Origin of the sequence: Mesorhizobium sp. M2E.F.Ca.ET.209.01.1.1 (genome assembly GCF_004010375.2) — a bacterium.
GTDB lineage: Bacteria > Pseudomonadota > Alphaproteobacteria > Rhizobiales > Rhizobiaceae > Mesorhizobium.
The window spans coordinates 1-282 of record NZ_SADP02001328.1; the positions used below are offsets into that span (position 1 = coordinate 1).

The following is a 282-nucleotide window of genomic DNA, read 5'->3' on the forward strand; positions in this document are numbered from 1 at the left end:
CGGCAATCCAGATCCTTGCGGAGAAGTTTCCGGGGCATCCGATCGACGTCGCCACCTCACGGCTCGCCGCGCCGCTGGCGCGGCTAATGCCGCATATTCGCAAGACATGGATCGTCGAGAAGCACTGGAAGCCTGGGCTGAAAGAGCGGGCTGGCCTGGCGCGCGAAATCCGCAAGGAGGACTACCAGGCGGCCTATATGCTCACCAGCAGCACCAAGGCCGCGCTGGTGCCATGGCTGGCCGGCATACCGGAGCGCATCGGCTATCCGCGCGAATTCCAGT

1 pseudogene is annotated in these 282 nt (G+C 64.5%); it reads left to right on the forward strand.

Annotation, left to right across the window (positions count from 1 at the left end):
- Positions 1-282 (forward strand): annotated as a pseudogene (locus EN852_RS40285) (lipopolysaccharide heptosyltransferase II); the annotation flags it as partial.